General features: G+C 69.2%; 13 protein-coding genes. 8 read left to right on the top strand and 5 right to left on the bottom strand.

Annotated elements, in window-relative coordinates; genetic code table 11:
* The first annotated feature begins 17 nt into the window (after positions 1 to 17).
* Positions 18 to 2,198, top strand: a complete 2,181-nt coding sequence (locus CW348_RS11910; RefSeq protein WP_104612870.1) for a glycosyltransferase — start codon at positions 18 to 20, stop codon at positions 2,196 to 2,198.
* Between the two features lie 21 nt (positions 2,199 to 2,219).
* On the opposite strand, the gene CW348_RS11905 is transcribed toward CW348_RS11910, so the two are convergent.
* Together CW348_RS11905 and CW348_RS11900 are read right to left on the bottom strand one after the other, a co-directional pair.
* Positions 2,220 to 3,656, bottom strand: coding sequence for an LCP family protein (locus CW348_RS11905; protein WP_011292949.1), 1,437 nt, complete (start codon positions 3,654 to 3,656; stop codon positions 2,220 to 2,222).
* A gap of 25 nt (positions 3,657 to 3,681) precedes the next feature.
* Positions 3,682 to 4,482 (bottom strand): TIGR03089 family protein, encoded by an 801-nt coding sequence (locus tag CW348_RS11900; protein ID WP_016189184.1) that lies wholly within the window; start codon positions 4,480 to 4,482, stop codon positions 3,682 to 3,684.
* Between the two features lie 184 nt (positions 4,483 to 4,666).
* Between CW348_RS11900 and CW348_RS11895 the strand changes: the two genes are divergently transcribed.
* The 3 genes from CW348_RS11895 to CW348_RS11885 are packed head-to-tail and all read left to right on the top strand — an operon-like array spanning position 4,667 to position 8,736.
* Positions 4,667 to 6,703 carry a hypothetical protein gene (locus tag CW348_RS11895; RefSeq protein WP_041428147.1) on the top strand — a complete coding sequence of 679 codons (2,037 nt, stop codon included), beginning with the start codon at positions 4,667 to 4,669 and terminating at the stop codon, positions 6,701 to 6,703.
* A 7-nt stretch (positions 6,704 to 6,710) separates the two neighbouring features.
* A complete protein-coding gene (locus tag CW348_RS11890) occupies positions 6,711 to 7,628 on the top strand; it encodes a glycosyltransferase family 2 protein (protein WP_011292946.1) in 918 nt (305 codons plus the stop codon).
* A 13-nt stretch (positions 7,629 to 7,641) separates the two neighbouring features.
* Positions 7,642 to 8,736, top strand: coding sequence for a glycosyltransferase family 4 protein (locus CW348_RS11885; protein WP_287463732.1), 1,095 nt, complete (start codon positions 7,642 to 7,644; stop codon positions 8,734 to 8,736).
* A 3-nt stretch (positions 8,737 to 8,739) separates the two neighbouring features.
* On the opposite strand, the gene CW348_RS11880 is transcribed toward CW348_RS11885, so the two are convergent.
* Positions 8,740 to 9,675: a flippase-like domain-containing protein gene (locus CW348_RS11880; protein WP_258076931.1), complete on the bottom strand. Its 936-nt coding sequence runs from the start codon at positions 9,673 to 9,675 to the stop codon at positions 8,740 to 8,742.
* Positions 9,676 to 9,770: 95 nt separating this feature from the next.
* Here CW348_RS11880 and CW348_RS11875 point away from each other — a divergent pair, with 95 nt between their 5' ends.
* Positions 9,771 to 10,472: a class I SAM-dependent methyltransferase gene (locus CW348_RS11875; protein WP_104613107.1), complete on the top strand. Its 702-nt coding sequence runs from the start codon at positions 9,771 to 9,773 to the stop codon at positions 10,470 to 10,472.
* Positions 10,473 to 10,591: 119 nt separating this feature from the next.
* The gene (locus CW348_RS11870) at positions 10,592 to 13,237 is read left to right on the top strand and encodes a bifunctional FO biosynthesis protein CofGH (RefSeq protein ID WP_081430430.1); all 2,646 of its coding nucleotides are present in this window, start codon (positions 10,592 to 10,594) and stop codon (positions 13,235 to 13,237) included.
* Positions 13,238 to 13,307: 70 nt separating this feature from the next.
* Here CW348_RS11870 and CW348_RS11865 read toward each other — a convergent pair whose 3' ends face one another.
* Positions 13,308 to 14,579, bottom strand: a complete 1,272-nt coding sequence (locus CW348_RS11865; RefSeq protein ID WP_011292941.1) for a coenzyme F420-0:L-glutamate ligase — start codon at positions 14,577 to 14,579, stop codon at positions 13,308 to 13,310.
* On the bottom strand, positions 14,576 to 15,544 hold the full coding sequence (cofD, locus tag CW348_RS11860; protein WP_016189180.1) for a 2-phospho-L-lactate transferase: 969 nt from the start codon (positions 15,542 to 15,544) through the stop codon (positions 14,576 to 14,578). The genes CW348_RS11865 and cofD overlap by 4 nt, the downstream gene beginning before the upstream one ends.
* Positions 15,545 to 15,759: 215 nt before the next feature.
* Between cofD and CW348_RS11855 the strand changes: the two genes are divergently transcribed.
* Entirely contained in the window at positions 15,760 to 16,923 is a 1,164-nt protein-coding gene (locus tag CW348_RS11855) for a hypothetical protein (RefSeq protein WP_287463727.1), read from the top strand.
* A gap of 218 nt (positions 16,924 to 17,141) precedes the next feature.
* On the top strand, positions 17,142 to 17,429 hold the full coding sequence (locus tag CW348_RS11850; RefSeq protein WP_016189177.1) for a WhiB family transcriptional regulator: 288 nt from the start codon (positions 17,142 to 17,144) through the stop codon (positions 17,427 to 17,429).
* The last annotated feature ends 106 nt before the right edge of the window (positions 17,430 to 17,535 follow it).

Here is a 17,535-nt window from a genome sequence, read left to right as displayed (position 1 = left end):
GCGCAGAAAGGACATCCGTGAACATCCGCGCACTCGTCTACGGCGATGCTGACCCTGACTCCATGGACGCCACCGCCCGGTGGGCGCAGTCCATGACCCAGGCACTGGCCGCAGCCGGGTGTGCCACCATGCTGCTGCTCCGCAACCAGCCGGACACGGACGTCCTCACCGCCCCCTTGGCCGGGCTGCCGAACGTCACGGTAAGACATCCCAAGACCGGGGCGCACCGGATCGACCCCGGTCCGCACGGGCTCGACCCTGAGCAGGCGGTGGAACTGATCACCCGGCTCGACGCGGAACGGCGCTTCCACCTCATCGTCATCCGCGGGCAGCGCGTCGCCGCGGTCGCCGCCCACGCCGAAGAACTCGCTGGACGACTGTGGACCTGTGTGGACGACGTACCGCACACCCTGGCCCGGATGACCCCCAGCGTGGTCTCCGAGCTCACCGAGATCGCCCTGGCCTCCCGGTACCTGCTGTGCGCCAGCGAAGAACTGCGCTGCTTCGTGGAATCCACCGTGCCCGCCGCCTCCGGCCGCGCCGTGCTGCTTCCCCCCATGCTCACCGCGGCACCCCGCAGAGCAGACCGGCCCGGCGTGCCGCTGCGTATCGGCTATGCCGGGTCGATCGCGGAAACCCGCAACATGGTGACGCTCACCCAGCTTCCCGCGGCGCTCGGTTCCCGCGGTATCCCCGCGGAGCTGCACGTGGTCGGCGACGCTATCCGCAACGGCTCCCCGGAGTGGGTGAGACGAGCCACCAAAGCACTCAAAGATACCCCCAACGTGGTCTGGCACGGCGGCCGCTCCCACGAAGAAGCCCTCGACCTGCTCGCCCGCTGCCACCTCGCCGTGTCCTGGCACCGCTCGGACATCGACGCTGCCCTGGTGCCCGCGTTGACGGCACTGGAGCCCGGCACGCTGGGGATTCCCGTCGTCGTCAACCGCACCCCGCTCTACGAGCGACTGCTCGGCGCCGACTATCCGCTCTTCGCCGCCCCGGACCTGCAGAGTCTGGCGGACGCGGTGGAACGGGCTGGCCAGCCGGAGGTCTACCGCACAGCAGGGGAACGCTGCGCGGCCGCGGCCGCCCGCTTCACCCTCGACCAAGGAATCCAGGTCCTCCGCTCCCTCCTGCAGGCAGCCCTGCCGCCGCCACCCCGGGGAACCAACCCGGACCTGCCGCTGAAAGTCGCGATCGCCGGCACCGACCTCAGCGGTCTCGACCGGCTCATCCAGCATCTGAGGAGCCTGCCCGGTATCGAGCTGCGGCTCGACGAATGGGAAGGCCCGCACACCCACGACGAGTACCTCAGCCGGGAACTGGCGGCCTGGGCCGACGTGGTGATCTGCGAGTGGTGCGGCCCGCACGCCCTGTTCTACGCCAAGTACAAACGGTCCGGGCAGCGGCTGCTGGTGCGGCTCCACCGGTTCGAACTCGCCACGGAGTGGCCGCGCCGCCTCGACATCGAAAAAGTCGACGCGGTCATCTGCGTCAGCCAGCACTACGCGGACCGCGCCCGAGAGCACGCTAGTTGGCCCGCCGACCGGATGGTGGTGCTCCCCGAAGGCATCGACGTGGACCAGTTGTCCCGGCCCAAACTGGACGGCGCCCGCTACACGCTGGGCATGCTCGGAGTCATCCCCTCCCGCAAGCGGCTGGACCGGGCGCTGGACGTCCTTGCCGCACTGCGTGCCCGCGACCCCCGCTACACGCTGGCGCTCAAAACCCGGCAGCCCTGGGATTACTGGTGGGTGTGGAACCGGCCCGAGGAGCGCGCCCACTACGAGCACGTCTACCGGCGTATCCAACGGTCCAGGACGCTCTCCGACGCTGTCGTGTTCGACCCGTACGGCCCGGATGTGGCGGTATGGCTGCGCCGGGTCGGCTTCGTGCTCTCCACCAGTGACGACGAGAGCTTCCACCGGGCGGTAGCCGAAGGGGCGGCCTCAGGCAGCGTCCCCGTGGTGTGGGCGTGGCCGGGCGCCGACACCGTCTACGCGCCGCGCTGGGTCCACGGCGACGTGGCGCAGATGGCGGACGCGGTGCACACCATCGTCACCGAGGAGCGGTTCGACGCGGAACGTGCCGCAGCCCGTGCCGAGGTCGCGGAACGCTATGCGCTACCGAAGATCCTCGAACAGTGGGTCCGCTTGATCGTGGCGGGCGAGCCACCCGAGGCTGCTCCCCGCGCCTGACCGCTACCCGGCAGGAGGCGGTCAGCAGGCGTCGTCTTCGGGTGCCTCGGCGGTCTTCGCGTTGAGCGAGTCAAGCACGTTGCTGGAATCCCCGGAGGACTGCCCTTTCAGCCCGTCCCAGTCCATGGAGATCACCAGCTGCACGGTGGAGCCCAGATACGGGCTCTCCTCAACGACGGCTTTCTTCACCTGCGCGGCGACCGTGTGGGCGTGCGCCTCCATACCGGGACCGTAGAAGACGGTGGTCCGCCCGGGAACCGACCCCTGCGGGTTGCCCGTGCCCGCCACCACGAACCCTCGTGCCTGGAGCTCCTCGCCCACCGTGCCGGCCAGGCCCGAGGTGGTCGTGCCGTTGATGACCTCCACCGAGACTTCGGCGGGGTCGACGGTGGGCACGTCCTCCTTCTCCTCGTCCTTCTCCTCGTCGTCGGACTTCTCGTCGGTGATCTCCGTGTCGTTGGCGATCGCCTGGAACAGCCGGTCGGCGTCAGGCTGGGTCCACGCCACCCGGTTCGCGTCGTCAGGGTGCGCCCCGTTGGGGACGGTCACGAACCGGATGTTGCTCATGTCGACCTCGCGCATCTGGATGGCGATGTCGGTCATCTTGTCGACGGTGAACTGGTCGTCGACGGTAATGGAGTCCGTGACCGAGCTGAGGAATGCGTAGATGCTGCTGGGGCTCGACATGATCTCCCCGCTCATCACCTTCCGCAGCATGGCGCCGAGGAACACCTGCTGGCGGTCGATACGGCTCAGGTCGCTGCCGTCGCCCTGGCCGTAGCGGGAACGCATGTAGCCCAGTGCCTGCTCGCCGTTGAGGGTCTGCCGCCCCGCATCCAGTTTCAGATGCGCTTTAGGGTCGTCGATCGGGTGTGGGATGCACATCTCCACCCCGCCGATCGCGTCGACCATCTCCTTGAACCCGGTGAAGTCCACGCTGACGAAGTGGTCGATGTGGATGCCGGTGAGCTGCTCCACGACCTTCCACTGGCACTGGATGCCGCCGTAGTTCATCGCGGAGTTGAGCATGCCGCGGTGCGCTTCCATGCCCGGGCGATCCCCGTTGGGCTCGCACGCCGGCATGTCCACGATGGAGTCGCGGGGCAGGTTGACCAGGATCGCGCCGTCGTGGTTGGGGGAGATGTGCGCGATGAGTAGCGTGTCGGGGCGTTCGCCTTCGATCTCCCCGCCGTACTCCGCGTTCGCGCCGCTGCGCACGTCGGAGCCGATGATCATGATGTTGATCGCGCCCTCGACCTTGGTGGGCCGATCCCAGGCGTCGGTGTCGACCGTCTCCTGGCTGATGTTGCCGTAGATGTCGTAGTAGGCGCCGTAGGCGGTCAGGCTACTAGCGATGACGAGTGCCGTCGCCCCTATTGCCACCCAGCCGCCGAGGCTGAGCTTGCGTTGCAGGGCACGCGATCCTGCGGACCGTCGGGAGGAGGATCTCTTCGGCATCGAACACCAGGAGGGGAGATAGGGGTCAGGGAAGCGACCTGTAAGAAGCCTGCGGCGGCAGAGGAGAAGGGAAATCACCGACGACTGCCGTCACGCGCTCCATGTCGAGCCGCGATTGCAGAGTAGTGGAGTCACGGCTCGGAATGAGCACAAGTGAGGAGGCCGCGGACAGTACGCCCAAAAATTTGGACAGATCATCCCCCAGCGCCGCAAGAGGGGCATGATCGGAAGTGATGATAGCCACTCGGTCTTCGGCTGTCAGCTTTCCGAGACGCGCAGCGTCCCGGCCCCTGTCGGCCAGCTCACCCCCCGTCCAGGAGCGGCCGCCGTGCACCAGGGCCGCCGCCTGGGGATCACCCTTAGGCGGAGCGAACACGTCGCCGTACCCGCGGGCCTCCTGCGTGTAGTCCGTCGCCGCGGGCGGGCAGTCGTCCATCGGCAAGCCCAGCGGGTGCAGGGAGGCCCCAACCACCTCGCGGGCCCCCGAGGCGAGTGCGGCGTCCACCCGGGACGCGTCGGCCACCACCACGTCCGCTTCCGGGATGTCTGCTTCAGCGAGCACCACGGTCGTCCCCGTCACCCAGCACGCCACCGTCCAGGCGAGGCTCTGCCAGTGCAGGGGCAGGGCGAGCGCCACCGTGTCCCCGGGCAGTGCGCCCAGCCCGTCCACCAGCATGTTGGCTGTTTTCGCCACCCAGTTGTCGAAGGTGGCGAACGACATCTCCACCCGGACGTCAGTGGCAGGGTCGTAGGAGGTGAGGAAAGGGCGGGTAGCGTCGACGCTCTTCGCCGCCCACCACAGCTCTCCCGGAGTGTGCGCTGACAACAGCAGGCCCTTTCTCGGTTTGGTGGCGAATCGGGGCACATCGTACCTGCGGGAGGGCGGGGAAAGCAGAACACCGCTGCCGGGGCGGGCCAATGCCGGGGCCGTGCCCGCGCCGGCCGTTCCTGGCCGGGGAAAGATTCCGGTTCCGGAGCCGCCGCGCAGGGGAGCTGGCATTGTTGCATTCATGCACCTGTCTCCCGGCACCCTGCTCGCCCGGGTCACACTGGTTCCGGTGGTGGCCGCCACCGCCTGGCTGGCGGTCGCGTTCCCTCTGCTCTGCCTCGGCCACTTCACGCCGCTCCTCGGAGTGCTGCTGGGAGGACCCGCACTCGTCGCCGCGCTCGTCCTCCTGCCCCGGCTGGCCCCGGACATTGACGACACCCCGTGGTGGGCGCTGCTCCTAGTGGTCCTGGTCACCGCCGCCTTTGCCGCGGTGCAGCTCGCCTACCACTCCGAGCAGCTCGTCGTCCGGCGGGACGCCGCCTCCTACGCCCAGTACACCGCGTGGATCGCCGAGTACGGTTTCCTGCCGATCCCCCAGCAGCGGGAGCTCATCGCCGGGAACGATCCGGCGCTCACCTACCACAGCCTCGCCTACTACCAGGTCGACGACGTGGTCTGGCCGCAGTTCCTCGCCGGCGCCCCCCTGGTGTACGCGCTCGGGTTCTGGGCCGCGGACCTGGAAGGACTTGTGCTGGCACCGCCGGTCACGGGTGCTCTCGCGGTGCTGACGTTCGCGGGACTCGTCGCGCGGCTCGTCGGTGCCCGATGGGCGCCGCTGGCCGCCCTCCTCCTCGCGGTGTGCCTGCCCCAGCAGTGGATCAGCCGCTCCACGTACAGCGAACCGGTCGCCCAGATCATGCTGCTCGGCGGGCTCGTGCTTGCCTACGACGCGCTGGAGAGAAGAGCCCGGGGCCGGTGGTCGGCAGGGCACACGCTCGCTCTTGCCGCGGGGCTGAGCTTGGGACTGGGGCTGCTGGTGCGCATCGATGCGCTCCGCGACCTGCTGCCCGTGGTGGGGTTTGTGGGGCTGCTGCTTGTCGCCCGGCGCCGGGAGGCCACCCCCTTGGGGCTGGGGTTGGCAGTCGGGGCCGGCTACGGGTTCGTGGCCGGATTCGGATACTCCCGCCCCTACCTGAACTACCTCGCGGACTCGCTCAATCCTCTCCTGTTCATCAGCGGGATCGTGGTGGGCGGCACGGCCGCGGGCGTGCTTCTGCTGTGGCGGCGCGGCATCCCTCGCCTGGACCGCCCTCCCTGGCTGCCTACCGCGGGGGCGGTCCTCGTCGTCGTCGCTATGGCGGCGATTGCCGCCCGCCCGCTGCTGTTCGTCCAGCGTGGCCACGGCGACGAAGCCACCGGCATCTATATCGGGCAAGTCCAGGAGATCGAAGGGCTGCCTGTCGACCCCGACCGCACTTACGAGGAGATGAGCCTGACCTGGGTCGGCTGGTACGTCGGCTGGGCCACGGTGCTGTTGGCGACGCTCAGCGTCGCTCTCCTGGTGCGCCGGATGGCGCTGCGCCCCACTCCCCAGTGGGTGCTGCCGCTGATGGTGCTGTCCTGGACGGTCGGCACCACGCTGCTGCGCCCTGCCATCACCCCCGACCATCCGTGGGCCAGCCGCCGCCTGGTCACCCTGGTGCTCCCGGCGTTCATCCTGTTCGCGGTCTTCTTCCTCGCCTGGGCCCGGCGCCGGGTCCGCGACCGTGCGCCGCACCGGCTGCGCCGGCTGGGCACTCCCCTGGCCGTGCTGGGCGCGGCTACCCTGCTGCTGCCCACTGCGGCTACCGCAGCCGGGATCATGACCTACCGCATGGACGTCGGGTCGATCGCGGCCACCCGGCAGACCTGTGCAGAGCTTCCGGACACGGCCAGCGTGCTCATCGTCGACCCCAACACTGCCGCCAAGTTCATGCAGCTCATCCGCGGTATGTGCGGGGTGCCCACAGCGCAGGTGGTGGAAACCGACCCGGAGACCGTGCACCGGATCGTCGCTGAAGTCCACGATCGCGGCCGCGACGCGGTGCTCGCCGCCGACCGAGCCGAACGGCTCCACCCGTACCTGCCGCCGTGGATCGTCCCGCGCCACTCGTTCGACGTCCACACCGAGCAGGACCCCAGCACGCTGATGAAGCCGCCCGCGGGAGCATGGCGGTTCAACGGGGACCTGTGGATCGCGGTCATCCCCGCGACCGCGGCAACTCCCTCGATATCCTGATCGCACCGTGAGTGAGACCGCCCCCAGCCCGCAGCACGCCGATCCCCGCGTCACGATCGTCCTGCCCTGCTATAACGAGCAGGACCACGTGGTCGCCGAGATCGAACGGATCTGTGCGGCAATGGACGCCAGCGGCCATTCCTATGAACTGCTCGCGTTCGACGACGCCTCCACCGACGACACCCTTGCCCGACTGCGCGACGCCGAACTCCACTTCCCGAACCTGAAGGTCATCGCGTTCTCCACCAACGGCGGGGCGGGAACTGTGCGCCGCATCGGAACCCAGCGCGCTCGCGGCGAGATCGTCGTGTGGACCGATGCGGACATGTCCTATCCCAATGAGCGCATCCCCGAGCTCGTGGACATCCTTCTCAAGGACGACACCATCGACCAGGTGGTGGGGGCCCGCGACCAGGAGATGGGCAGCTACCGGTTCCTGCGCGTCCCCGCCAAGTGGCTGGTCCGCAAGCTCGCCGAGCTCCTCACGAACTCGCACATCCCTGACCTGAACTCGGGGCTGCGCGCCTTCCGCCGCGACGTGTCCCTGCCCTACCTGCGGCTGCTGCCCCCGGGGTTCTCCTGCGTCACCACCATCACCCTGGCCTTCCTGTCCAACCAGCACGCCATCCACTACGAACCGGTGAGCTACGCCAAGCGGGCCGGGCGCTCCAAATTCCGGCCCGTGCGCGACGCCTACCGCTACCTGCTGCAAGTGCTGCGGATGGTCATGTACTTCAACCCGTTGAAGGTGCTCATGCCGCCTGCCCTGTTCCTGCTCGGCACCGGCGTGCTCAAGGTCGTCTACGACGTGGTCACCGATCCGGTCTACATCCGCAACAACACGATCATGCTGCTCATGACCGGGCTCATCGTCGCCGCAATGGGGCTGCTGGCCGATCTCATCGTGCGGTCCCGCGACTCCTGACAGGGAAGCAGTCATGCGGATCACCCTGGTGGGCCCGACCCACCCGTACAAGGGCGGAGGGGCCCGGCACACCACCGAACTCGCCCACCGGCTGGCCGCTGCAGGACACCGGGTCGTCATCGAATCGTGGCGTGCCCAGTACCCGGCGCTGCTGTACCCGGGGCAGCAGACCGTCACAGAACCGGAAGGCCCGCCCTACCCCGGCACCCGCCGCGACCTCGCCTGGTACCGGCCCGACAGCTGGTACCGGGTCGGCCGCAGGGCGGGCTGTGAAGCCGACCTCGTCGCACTCGCCGTCTTCTCTCCCGTCCAGGTTCCCCCCTATCTCGTCCTGCGCGCCGGCTGCGGGACAGCAGCCCGCGTGGTGGCGCTCTGCCACAACGTCCTGCCGCACGAACAGCGGCCCGGGGACACCGCACTGATGCGGGCCCTGCTCCGCCGCGTCGACGCGGTCCTCACCCATTCGCCGCAGCAGCGTGCTCTCGCCGACCGCTTGCTGGGCGGCAGCGGCCCGCCCGTGCGCATGGCGGAACTGCCCCCGCACCTGCCGGACATCGGCCCGCGCCAGCCGCGGCCCCCGGGGGTGCGGCACCGCCTGCTGTTCTTCGGGATCGTCCGCCCCTACAAGGGGGTGGACGTGCTGCTGCGGGCGCTCGCGGCCGGGCCGCCGGAGGTGGCGTTGACCGTGGCGGGCGAGTTCTGGGGCGGTTCCGCGGAGCTGCGGGCGCTCGCCGAGCAGCTCGGCGTCGCCCACCGGGTGGAGTGGCGGGAAGGATACGTGCCCGCCGGGGAGCTGCCCGCCCTGTTCGCTGAGTGTGACGCGGTGGTGCTGCCCTACCGCTCGGCCACCGCCACCCAGAACGTGTGGCTGGCCCACGCCCACGGCGTGCCGGTGATTGCCACCCGCGTGGGCACCCTGCCCGACCAGGTCCGCGACGGGGTGGACGGACTGCTGTGCCGCCCCGACGATCCCGCGGATCTGGCGCGAGCGATCGCCGACTGCTATGCGCCCGGCCGTCTGGACGCGCTGCGGGCGGGGGTCCGGCCGGTCGACACCGACGCCTCCTGGGACCGGTACCTTGCGGCCCTCACCGACACGGCCGGATAGGGGTCATTGCGGATCCGGAGCAGCCGGGGGGCGTACCGCGGCCAGGCAGAGCAGGGCCCACAGGAGGTCGGCAACGGTCATCACCAGCCGGGACAGGGCGGCCACCACCAGCGCTGCCCCCGCGTCGAGGAGCGGGGCCAACGCGGTCACCAGGACCGCTTCCCGGACTCCCAGCCCGGCAGGCGCGAACATGACGAGCAGGCCCAGGGTCCACGCCAGGGCGTAGCCGCCGGTAGCGGCAGCCCACGAATCCCAGCCGCCGCCCACCCCTGCCACCAGCAGCCACACGTGCGCCCCGAGCGGCAGCCAGGACAGGAGTGACCAGCCCACGGCGGCGGCCATGCCCCGCCCGCTCACCCGGTCGAGTTCCGCGTCCACGTCGGTGCGCACCCGGCCGATCCGGCGCAGCACCCCGTGCAACACCCAGGTCACCAGCCGCGGGTGGGTGAAGAGCAGCAGAAGCGGAGCCGCGGCCAGCACCCACCACCAGCGCCGTGCCGCCTCTTGGGCCGCGATCGGCAGCAGCACCGCGGCGACCAGCAAGTTCACGGTCAATGTCACCGTGATCGCCAGGACGGTGGCGGCGGCCGCCCGGTAGCGCGGCACCGCGCGGTCCCGGGCGAGTTCTACTTGGGCGAGGAACGCCCACACCGACCCGGGTACGTACTTGCCGAGCTGGCCGACGAACATCACCCGGGCCGCGACCGGGACGGGCAGGGGAGAACCCAGGTCGGCGAGCAGGGCCCGCCACGCCAGCATCTGCGTGCCCAGCCCGGCGAGTGCGGCAGCGAGCGCACCGGCCACGGTCCACGGGGACAGGGCGACGAGCGCGGCCCCGGCCTCGTCCCACCGGGCGCGGAGCGCAAGCACAGCACAGCCGAGGACGACGACCACCACGGCACTGCGCACCCGTCGCTGGACGCGGAGACGGCTCACCACCCGGCCAGCCTAAGCCGCCGCGTCGGCCCGGGGAGCAGTCCTGGGCGCACCACTACTGTTTTCCGGCTGTCCGACAGGGCCAGTAGGGTGGGCCCGTGTTCGCTGACGCCGTAGCCTTCCTGGGCCACCAGACCCACGTGTGCCGCTACCGGGAAGCAGGCACACTGCTGCGGTGGCTGGGCCGCGACCTGACCGGGCAGGTGGTGCTCGACGTCGCGGGCGGCGACGGCTACTGGGCGGCGCAGGCCCGCCGCCGCGGCGCGCGAGCCGTCTCCCTCGACCTGGCCCGGCACAAGATGCTGCGCGGCCAGCGGATCTCCCACGCGCCGGCGCTCATCGAAGGCGACGCCCTGCGGCTGCCGTTCGCCAACGCCAGTATCGACAAGATCATGTCGGTCTGTGCTCTTGAGCACTTCACTGACGGGCCCGCGGCCCTCCGTGAAATGGCCCGAGTCCTCAAACCCGGCGGCGACCTTGTCCTGTCCGCGGACTGCCTGTCCCGCCGCGCCGAATGGCCGCACCTGTTCGACGCGCACTGCCGCCGCTACCACGTGCACCGCACCTACACCCACGAGACCTTGCAAGCCCTGCTCGGCGCGTGCGGCTTCACCCTGGTGGACTACCGCTACCAGTTCCGGTCGCGCCGCATGGAGCGCGCCTATCTCACCCTGTCCGCCTACGGCGGCCGGGTCGGGTTCAACGCTGCGGCCCCGCTCATCCCGTTCGTCGCGTGGAGCGACCGCCGCCACCCGAACACCCAGGGCAGCATCGTGCTCTGCCACGCCCGCAAACAGTAACCCCTTACCCTTCTAACAATAATCATGAATATGGTGGGGTGGTGGAAGGGAAGAAACAGACGGGACATACCGGCGGGCCCGCGCGCTCAACGGTGAAGCCCACGGCGTATTGTGCGCCCATGAGTGGTTCTGGAAACGGGATGAAGGAAGTGGTTCCCTCGGCCGCTGCTCTGCGGCGTGCACTAGCCCGGGTCAGGGACGGCAAGACCCTGGACCCGACCGAAGCGGAAATCCTCTTGCACGCCCGCGGCGACGACTTGGAGGCCCTCCTCGACCACGCCTCCCGCATCCGCGATGCTGGGCTTGCCGCGGCTGGACGCCCCGGCGTCATCACCTACAGCCGCAAAGTCTTCATCCCCCTGACCCGGCTGTGCCGGGACCGCTGCCACTACTGCACGTTTGCCACCGCCCCCGCGAAACTGTCCGCCCCCTACCTGTCCCCGGACGAGGTGCTCGAGATCGCCCGCCAAGGCGCGGCCCTCGGCTGCAAAGAAGCACTGTTCACCCTCGGGGACCGGCCGGAAGACCGCTGGCCGCAAGCCCGCGCCTGGCTCGACGAGCAAGGCTACGACGACACCCTCTCCTACGTGCGGGCCATGGCCATCCGCGTCCTCGAAGAAACCGGGCTGCTGCCGCACCTCAACCCGGGAGTGCTCACCTGGAGCGACTTCCAACGCCTCAAGCCGGTCGCCCCGTCCATGGGCATGATGCTGGAAACCACGGCGCGGCGGCTATTCACGGAACGCGGCCAAGTCCACTACGGCAGCCCGGACAAAGACCCCGTGGTGCGGCTGCGCGTCCTCGAAGACGCGGGACGCTCCACGGTCCCCTTCACCACGGGCATCCTCATCGGCATCGGCGAAACCCTCGCGGAACGCGTCGACTCGATCTTCGCGATCCGCAAGATCGCCCGCCAGTACGGCGCGATCCAGGAAGTCATCGTGCAGAACTTCCGCGCCAAACCGGACACCGCGCTGCGCGACTGGCCCGACGCCGACCTCGAAGACCTCGCCGCCACCATCGCCGTCACCCGCATCCTGCTGGGCCCCAAAGCCCACATCCAAGCGCCGCCCAACCTCATCACCGACGACGGGAACCCGGAGCAGGGCACAGGCGACGAGTTCACGCTCATGCTGCGCGCCGGCATCGACGACTGGGGCGGGGTCTCACCGCTCACCCCCGACCATGTCAACCCGGAACGCCCCTGGCCGCAGATCGACCTGCTCGCCGAACGCACTGCCGCGGCAGGCTTCACCCTCCGGGAACGCCTCACCGTCTACCCCGAATACGTGCGCCAAGGCGAACCGTGGATCGACCCGCGCCTCCACGACCACGTCGCTGTCCTCGCCGACCCGGAGACCGGGCTGGCCCGCCCCGACGCCGTCATCACTGGGCGCCCCTGGCAGGAGCCCGCCAGCCTCGAATCCGGGGGCCGGACCAACCTCCACAAGGACATCGACACCGCAGGCCGCAGCAGCGACCGGCGCGGCGACTTCGACTCCGTCTACGGCGACTGGTCGGAACTCCGCGCACGCATCGCCCAACCCGCCCGCGACACGCGGGCACCCCACCGGTTCGACCCGGAGATCCGTGCCGCCCTGCGCCGTGCCGAAGACGATCCTGCCGGGATCACCGACCGCGACGCCCTGGCCCTGCTCGCCGCGGACGGCCCCGAACTGGAAGCGCTCGCCGACCTCGCCGACCGGGTCCGCCGCGACACCGTGGGCGACGAGATCACCTTCGTCGTCACCCGCAACATCAACTTCACCAACGTCTGCTACACGGGATGCCGGTTCTGCGCTTTTGCGCAGCGCCGCACCGACGCCGACGCCTACACCCTCTCCCTCGAACAGGTCGCAGACCGGGCCGCCGAAGCGTGGGAGGCCGGGGCCACCGAAGTGTGCATGCAAGGCGGGATCCACCCCGACCTGCCGGGAACCGCCTACTTCGACATCGCCCGGGCAGTCCGGGAGCGGACCCCCGACATGCACATCCACGCGTTCAGCCCCATGGAGGTCATGAACGGCGTGTCCCGCACCAACCTCCCGATCCGCGAATGGCTGCTCCGGGCCCGCGAAGCCGGACTCGACTCCCTTCCCGGCACTGCCGCGGAGATCCTCGACGACGACGTGCGCTGGGTCCTCACCAAGGGGAAACTGCCCACCGCCCAGTGGATCGAGGTCATCACCGCCGCCCACGACCTCGGCATCCCCACCACGGCCACGATGATGTACGGGCACGTGGACGCCCCGCACCACTGGGTCGCCCACATCCGGCTCATCCGCTCGCTGCAGGAACGCTCCCTGGAACAGAACGGCCGCCCCGGGTTCACCGAATTCGTGCTGCTCCCCTTCGTGCACACCAACGCGCCCATCTACCTGGCCGGGCTGTCGCGGACCGGGCCCACCGAACAGGAGAACCGGGCCGTGCACGCCCTCGCCCGTCTCCTGCTGCACGGCGCGATCGACAACATCCAGTGCTCGTGGGTGAAACTGTCTGAGGAGCAGTGCCGGCGCCTCCTCGCCGGCGGCGTCAACGACATCGGCGGCACCCTGATGGAAGAGACCATCAGCCGGATGGCGGGCTCCACCAACGGGTCGTTCAAAACCATCAGCGAGATGCGCGCCATGGTAGAACCGCTCGGACGCCCTCTGCGTCAGCGCGACACCCTCTACCGGGAAGTGCCCGCGGAGCGCCGCGCCATCGCCGAAGCCAACGACGGGGTGGCCGCGAGCCTGCGCCGCACCCGGCTGCCCGTGGTCTGATCCGGGCTTGCTGCCCGTGGCGGCCGCGCCTCCCCGGAAGCGCGGCCGCCACGTCCCCGGTTCTCGCGGGCTACCGCACTTCGATGAACGCTTCCGGGTCGCGCGGCGGCCGGTGCTTGGGCGGCGCCGCGGGATGCCCGACCGCGACCGCCCCCATCGGCTGCCAGTCCTCGGGAAGCTTCAACACTTCGCGGACCACGTCGGGGCAGAACATCGTGGACGACACCCACGCCGAACCCAGGCCCTCAACCGTCAAGGCCAGGAGCAGGTTCTGCACCCCCGCACCCATGGCCACCAGGAACATGGCGCGCTCCGCGGAGGCGCGGCGCTCATCCGGATAACTGTGCGCGCCCTCCGCCACGAGGCACGGCACGATCAGATAGGGGGCGCGACGCAGCACATCCCCGCGCCGGATCCGCCGCGCAATGCGCTCCTCAGACAGCCCGTCCGCCCGCAAGTCCGCAACCCACGCTTCCGCCATCGCGTCCAGCAGCCGTGTGCGTTCGTCCGCGGACTCCAGGAGCACGAACCGCCACGGCGTGGTGTGGTGCGGGGCAGGCGCGGTAATGGCCGCGGCCACCGCGCGGCGCACCGCCTCCGGGTCCACGGGGTCGTCGGTGAATTCGCGGATGGTGCGGCGCGCGTGGATGACGTCCCGGGAACCGTAGCGGAACAGGTCCTGGTCGGCGGGGCGTACCAGGACTCGCGCACCCTCCCCGTCCTCCGCGGTGACCATGTGGCCTAGGCCGCGCACCACAGCCACCGGGATCCCCGAGGCCTTGCCTTTCACCAGCTCCCCGGCGGAGGCGAGCTCGTCAGCAACCGCGTTCAGCGTCACTTCGAGCACGTTGCCGTGGGTGTCGCGCTGCCCGCGCATGTCCTCCAGGGCGGCGATGCCCGCGGCCCCGATCGCGATATCGGTCTGGCCCATCCGCCACGGCCGCCCGAACGTGTCCGAGATGATCACCGCGACCTGCACGCCTGCGCGGTCCCGCAGCCCGGCGCGGATCCGCCGCGCCGACGCGTCCGGATCCTCGGGCAGCAGCAGCACGTGCCCCGGGGCCACATTCGAGGAGTCCACCCCGGCCGCCGCCATCACCAGACCGTGCCGGGTCTGCACGATCCGCGTACTGCCGTGGCGGGCCACGACCCGCACGGTCTCCGTGTCGATGGCCTCCTCGCGGCTCATCGCGCGGATCCGCCCCTCGGCTTTGCTCACCACCTTGGAAGTGACGACGAGGATGTCGCCGTCGGCGAGCTCCGTCCGCTCCGCGATCAGCGCGGCAAGGTCGTCCCCGGGCTGCACCTCGGGGATCCCCTCGACTCCCCAGATCGTGATCATGACCGTTCCTTCAGCTCCAGCGCCAGGTCCACGGCGGCGCCCGCGATCGCCGCGGTGCGCTCCGGATCGCTCATGTACAGCGGCATGGCCCGCACTTCCACCCCCGCGACGACGGTGTCCGCATCGGCCTCGTCGACCAGCCAGCCGTCCAACAGGTCGGCGCCGTAGTGCTCAGCCACCGCCCGGGCGCTGGTCTCCACCCCGATCGTGCGCAGACAGGCGTCCGCCATCCCTCGCACCGGGGCCCCGCCGATGATGGGGGAGACCCCCACCACGGTCTTGGCGGCCACCGCATCCCGGATTCCGGGAATGCCGAGGATAGACCCGATACTGACCACGGGGTTGGACGGCGGGAAGAGGACGAAGTCGGCTTCGTCGATCGCGGAGAGGACGCCGGGCGCGGGTTTGGCGGAATCCGCGCCGACGCTCACGAACGACTCCGCGGGAATCTGGGCGCGGTACCGCACCCACCACTCCTGGAAGTGGATCGCGCGGCGACCCTTCTCATCCGCTACGACCACGTGGGTCTCTACCTGGTCGTCGGTCATCGGCAGCAGCCGCACCCCCGGCTTCCACCGGTCGCACAGCGCCTCAGTGATCGCAGAGAGCGGGTATCCGGCCGCCAACATCTGCGATCGCACGATGTGGGTGGCGATGTCCCGGTCACCGAGCCCGAACCATTGGGGATGCATGCCGTAGGCGATGAGCTCTTCGCGCACCGTGAACGTCTCGTCGGCGCGTCCCCAGCCTTGCTCCTCGTTGATCCCGCCCCCCAGGGTGTACATCACCGTGTCCAGATCGGGACAGACCCGGAGCCCGAAAAGAGTGATGTCGTCTCCAGTGTTCCCGATGACCGTGATCGAGGACGGGGATTCCCCCTGTTCAGCACGGTGGTGCAGGGCATCTTTGAGGCCGCGGAGAAAACGTGCGCCACCGATGCCGCCAGCCAGTACGACTATCCGCATAGGGTCAAGTCTGGCAGTCTGGGATTGCGCGCCGCGCCCCACGGTGCCGCATGTCCGTCCGGTCTCCGGCGGAAACACGGACACGGGCGGCATGTCGAATGGTGATCAGGCTTTGGCCTCGTGGAGACCCTTTCGCCTGATTTCCCAAGCCACACCACGGATATGTAAAGCTTCCACCGACGCGACAAGAAGTAGCCTGCGGAGGGGAACCTCTCTTGAATAACGAATCCATTCAACGGTTGCGTGAGCCGGCCGCTTGGGCGCTCCTCGGCGCCACGGCAGCAGTCCTGCTCGGCGCACTGATCCACATCTTCGGTGGGCCTGGACCCGATACATCGGCCCGGTTCGCGGACGTCGGCGGCAGCGTGATCGGTCCCGGCACCGTTGCGCTGATCTTGGCCGCTGTGGCGCTCGTGCTGACCGCACCGAACCGTTCGCCGCGTACCTTCGGCATCGTGATGATGGCGATCATCGAACTGGGTGTCGGTGCGCTCCTCGGCGTCATCTCGCTCATCATGGGCTTTGTGGCCTACGGCGACCTCAACCTCGCCGGCGCCTTCCAGCACTTCTTCACCATAGGCGCCTACCTGACGGTCGCGGTTTTCGCCGGGATCTTCTTGATCCGGGCGTTCAACGACCCCAACCTGGTGCCCCGCGCCACCGCCTCCTCGTACCCCAGCGGTACCCAGCAAGCCTTCAACCAGCAGCAGACCCCCGGATACGTCACCGGCGCCCAGCAGTCCGCGGGACAGGCAGGTGCCTGGCAGCAGTCCCAGACCGGAGCAGGGGCTGAGGCCCAGCAGGCTGTGTCGGGTTATGACCAGTCGGCCTATGGTCAGCAGCAGTACCAGCAGGGGTATGAGCAGCAGCAGGCTGCCGGGTACTCCCAGACGGGTGGGCAGCAGGCTGTGTCGGGTTATGACCAGTCGGCCTATGGTCAGCAGCAGTACCAGCAGGGGTATGAGCAGCAGCAGGCTGCCAGGTACTCCCAGACGGGTGGGCAGCAGGCTGTGTCGGGTTATGACCAGTCGGCCTATGGTCAGCAGCAGTACCAGCAGGGCGGATACTCCGCCAGCGACTCCGAGGCGACCCTGGTCCAGCCCGCCGTCTCCGACCCCGCCACCGGAGCCCACGCGGTGAGCGACGGCGCGCGCGCCGAAGAACGCGCTGCCCAGGAAGCGATCCAGCACGGCTGGTCCCAGCCGGCCCCGGGAGCCGCAGACAGCGCGAGCGGCGGAAACCAGCCTTATGCCGATCCGGGCCAGTACGGCACCGGCGGTTACCCTGCCTCCTCCGGCGGCTACTCGTCTGAGCAGCAGTCCGGAGCGGAGACGGGCGACCCCTGGTCCGGGCAGTACGGGGACAACAACCTGTCCTGAGCCTGAACCCCCGAACACCCACGAAAAGGGCGAGGTAATCCCCTGGAGTCGCGTGAACAGACTCGGAATCGTGTTTGTTATCTGATATTCAGGGGATTACCAGCCAGCGCGGTTGACGTATAGCGGAGACCGTGCGTGTAATTTCTAAGGTGTGATTCCAACCCTCCCCGGGGGTCGTAATGGGAGGGTGCATCCAGGGGGGTAAATAGGAGGTGCGCATGAGCGAGGTTATCCCGCTGGCGCACGGCCCAGGCGAAGACCTGAGCTGGCAGGAGCGCGCACTGTGCGCGCAGACCGATCCTGAGGCGTTCTTCCCCGAGAAGGGCGGCTCCACCAGGGAAGCCAAGAAGGTCTGCCACTCGTGCGAAGTGCGGGCGGAATGTCTGGAATATGCGCTAGAGCATGACGAGCGCTTCGGTATCTGGGGAGGCCTCTCCGAGCGGGAGCGGCGCCGCCTCAAGAAGGCTGCTGGACAGGATTTCGATTTCTCTTCTGAAACGATCTAGTTCACAGCACACCACAGCGTGCGTCTCGGTTTTTTTATCCGAGGCGCATGCTTTTTGGTAGTTCTTTACTTCATCGTGTTTTCCCGGTTTACCCATCACGGGTTAT

Origin of the sequence: Thermobifida sp. (genome assembly GCF_017577275.1) — a bacterium.
Classification (GTDB): Bacteria; Actinomycetota; Actinomycetes; order Streptosporangiales; family Streptosporangiaceae; genus Thermobifida; species Thermobifida fusca.
Note: the sequence above shows the minus strand (reverse complement) of the source record. Positions and strands in the feature narration are given on the sequence as shown.